Raw genomic sequence first — 3,203 nt, 5'->3', positions numbered from 1 at the left:
CCAGGCGCAGCGTCGGGAAGTCGCGGAACAGGTCCGCCGTGAGGAACTGCATGAACGCCGTGGTGTCGGCGTTGAGGTAGTGCGACCCGGTGGCGTGGAAGTTCGGGTTGGTCACCGCGGAGACGTGCACCATGGCGGGCACGTCGAGCTCGACCATCGCCTCGTAGAACGGGTACCAGCTGCGGTCGGTCAGCGGGGCGGCCGTCCAGTGGCCCCCGCTGGGGTCGGGGTTGAGGTTGCAGCCGACGAACCCGAGCTCCTCCACGCAGCGGCGCAGCTCGCCGACGGAGTGCGCGATGGGGACCCCGGGGGACTGCGGCAGCTGGCAGACGCCGGCGAAGCGGTCGGGGTACAGCTCGACGACGCGGGCGACGAGGTCGTTGGACACCGCGGCCCAGCGGGCGCTGACCTTCTCGTCGCCGACGTGGTGCCCCATCGCGGAGGCGCGGGGGGAGAAGATCGTCAGGTCGATGCCGCGCTCGTCCATCAGGCGCAGCTGGCCGCCCTCGATCGACTCGCGGATCTCGTCGTCGGGGATCGCGGGGTAGCCGGGCGGCTCGTGCCCGGCCTCGAAGGCCGCCTGCTGCGCCTGGCGCCAGGCGGTGTGCGCGGCCGGCGCGGTCGTGTAGTGGCCGTGGCAGTCGATGATCACGTGTCGCTCCTCGCAGTGCTGGTCGGCCGCGGCGGGTCGGGGAGCCCGGGTGCCCGGTCCGACGGCGCAGCACCGCTGGGGCGACCTGGAGCTCCCTCGCTCGCACGTCGACTGTAGGAACGGCCCGACAAGATTGTCAACAATCTTGTCGCAACGTTGGGCGGTGTGGGGTCCCGCGTCAGCCCTCGGCGTCGAGCAGGGCGGTGATGACGCTGCGCAGGTGCTCGCGCGCCGCGTGCTCGGCCGCGGCGGGATCGCGCCGCACGACCGCGTCGATGATCGCCAGGTGCTCGGGCAGCGAGACCTGCGGCCGCCCCGCCCGCAGCGCGAGGCGGAACTGGTGCCGCACGATCTGCGCGTTGAGCCGGTCCAGCAGCTCCGAGGCCACCGGCTGGTCGGCGATCTCGCGCACCAGGCGGTGCAGCTCCCGGTTGTGCGCCGAGTAGGCCAGCGGGTCCCCGGCGGCCACCGACTGCTCCAGCCGCTCCCCGAGGGCGGTGAGCGCCGCGACCTGCTCGTCGTCGACGCGCTCGGCGGCCTTCGCCGCGCACAGGCCCTCCAGCACCATCCGGCACTCGGTGATGGCCACCGCCTCCGCCACCGTCACCACCCGCACCCGCGCGCCGCGGTTGGGGATGCGCTCCACCAGCCCCTCGGCGGTCAGGTCCATGAGGGCGGCGCGCACGCTGGCCCGGCTGACGCCGAAGGACGCGGCGAGGTCGGCCTCGACCAGCCGCTGCCCCGGCGCCAGGTCGCCGGTCAGGAGGGCCTCGCGCAGCGCCTGGGCGGCGACACGCGTCCCAGCCGCGCCGTCGCGGTGGGCGACGGTCATGACGTCCTCCCGGGTTCCGTGTGCCCCGGGCCCCCGGCGCCCCTGCGAGGACGCGGCCCGGTGCCGCACACCCTACGAGACCGGCCCCCGCCGGGGCGTGGTCGACCGGGCACCGCCCGCGGGCTCCCAGCCTCCTCCGAGGTCGCTGCCCGGTTGCGCCCAGCTCCGCGCCACACCCTGGCCGCGGGGCGCCGCGCGGACGGGCCCCGACCAGGCGCACACCCCGTCGACCCCGGGAGGGTCCGTGCACGTCCAGAACCCACCTGTCCCCCCGGGGCGCCCCGCCGCGCCCGGCGCCCTGCTGGAGCAGGCCCTCATGCAGGCCAAGCGGGTCGTCGTGGGCCAGGACCGCATGCTCGAGCGGATGCTCGTGGCCCTGCTGGCCCGCGGCCACTGCCTGCTGGAGGGCGTGCCCGGTGTCGCCAAGAGCCTCGCGGTGGAGACGCTGGCCCGCACCGTCGGCGGCTCCTGGGTGCGGCTGCAGTTCACGCCCGACCTGCTGCCCAGCGACATCGTCGGCACCCGCGTCTACCGCCCCTCGCACGAGCGCTTCGAGGTGGAGCTCGGCCCCGTCTTCGCCAACCTCGTCCTCGCCGACGAGATCAACCGCGCCCCCGCCAAGGTGCAGTCCGCCCTGCTGGAGGTGATGGCCGAGCGGCAGGTGTCCATCGCGGGCACCACCCACCGCCTGCCCGATCCGTTCCTCGTGCTCGCCACGCAGAACCCGGTGGAGAGCGAGGGCGTCTACCCCCTGCCCGAGGCGCAGCGCGACCGGTTCCTCATGAAGGTCGTCGTGCCCCACCCCACGTTCTCCGACGAGATGGAGATCGTGCGGCGGATGGCGGGCACGCCGCCGCGCGCGGAGCAGGCCATCAGCCTGGACGAGCTCGTCGCCCTGCAGGACGCCGCGGAGCAGGTGTTCCTGCACCACGCGCTCGCCGAGTACGCCGTCGCGCTGGTGATGGCGACCCGCGAGCCGGCGCAGTGGCGGCTGCCGGAGCTGGCGCCGCTCATCGCGGTGGGCGCCTCCCCCCGCGGCAGCCTCGGGCTGGTGCGGGCCGCGCGGGCCCTGGCGCTGCTGCGCGGGCGCGGCTACGTGGTGCCCGCCGACATCGCCGACCTGGCCGTGGAGGTCCTCGCCCACCGCATCGTGCTGTCCTACGAGGCCCTCGCCGACGGCGTCAGCGCCGCCGACCTCGTCGAGCGCGTCCTGGCGACGATCCCCCGGCCGAACGTCGCCCCCTCCCAGCAGACCGGCCCGAACCCGGGCCCGGAACCCGACGCCGAGGTGCGCCGGAGCGTGGCGTGAGCGCCCTGCGCGCGCTGCCCGCCCCGCCCACCGCGCCGGAGGCGCAGGTCCGCCGCCTGGCCCTGCAGGTGGCCTCCCGCCTCGACGGGCTGCTGCAGGGCCAGCACACCCGCACCCTGGTGGGCCCGGGCAGCGAGCCCGCCGAACCCCGCCTGCACGTCACCGGTGACGACGCCCGCCGCATCGACTGGGCCGTGACCGCCCGCACCGGCGAGGTGCACGTGCGCTCCACCACCGCCGACCGGGAGCTGGAGACCACCCTCGTGGTGGACCTCACCCCCTCGATGGCCTTCGGGACGCGGGGCTCGGAGAAGCGCGCCCTGGCCCTCGCCGTCGCCGGGGGCCTGGCGCACCTGACGAGCACGCACGGCGACCGCGTCGGGGCCCTGGTCCTGGGGGCCGGCGGGGTG

At 75.7% G+C, this 3,203-nt stretch carries 4 protein-coding genes; 2 read left to right on the top strand and 2 right to left on the bottom strand.

Going from position 1 to position 3,203, the window contains the following annotated elements; all coding sequences use genetic code 11:
* Nucleotides 1-652, bottom strand: a 652-nt coding sequence (locus ABEB16_RS19085; protein ID WP_345713790.1) for an amidohydrolase family protein, incomplete at its 3' end; no start/stop codon positions are given.
* Nucleotides 653-830: 178 nt separating this feature from the next.
* Nucleotides 831-1,484 carry a GntR family transcriptional regulator gene (locus ABEB16_RS19080; RefSeq protein ID WP_345713789.1) on the bottom strand — a complete coding sequence of 218 codons (654 nt, stop codon included), beginning with the start codon at nucleotides 1,482-1,484 and terminating at the stop codon, nucleotides 831-833.
* A 244-nt stretch (nucleotides 1,485-1,728) separates the two neighbouring features.
* Between ABEB16_RS19080 and ABEB16_RS19075 the strand changes: the two genes are divergently transcribed.
* Nucleotides 1,729-2,793 (top strand): AAA family ATPase, encoded by a 1,065-nt coding sequence (locus tag ABEB16_RS19075; RefSeq protein WP_345713788.1) that lies wholly within the window; start codon nucleotides 1,729-1,731, stop codon nucleotides 2,791-2,793.
* The coding region (locus ABEB16_RS19070) for a DUF58 domain-containing protein (RefSeq protein WP_345713787.1) at nucleotides 2,790-3,203 on the top strand (414 nt) is incomplete at its 3' end. The genes ABEB16_RS19075 and ABEB16_RS19070, both read left to right, overlap by 4 nt.

This window comes from Kineococcus glutinatus (genome assembly GCF_039542765.1).
GTDB classification, from domain to species: domain Bacteria; phylum Actinomycetota; class Actinomycetes; order Actinomycetales; family Kineococcaceae; genus Kineococcus_A; species Kineococcus_A glutinatus.
Note: the sequence above shows the minus strand (reverse complement) of the source record. Positions and strands in the feature narration are given on the sequence as shown.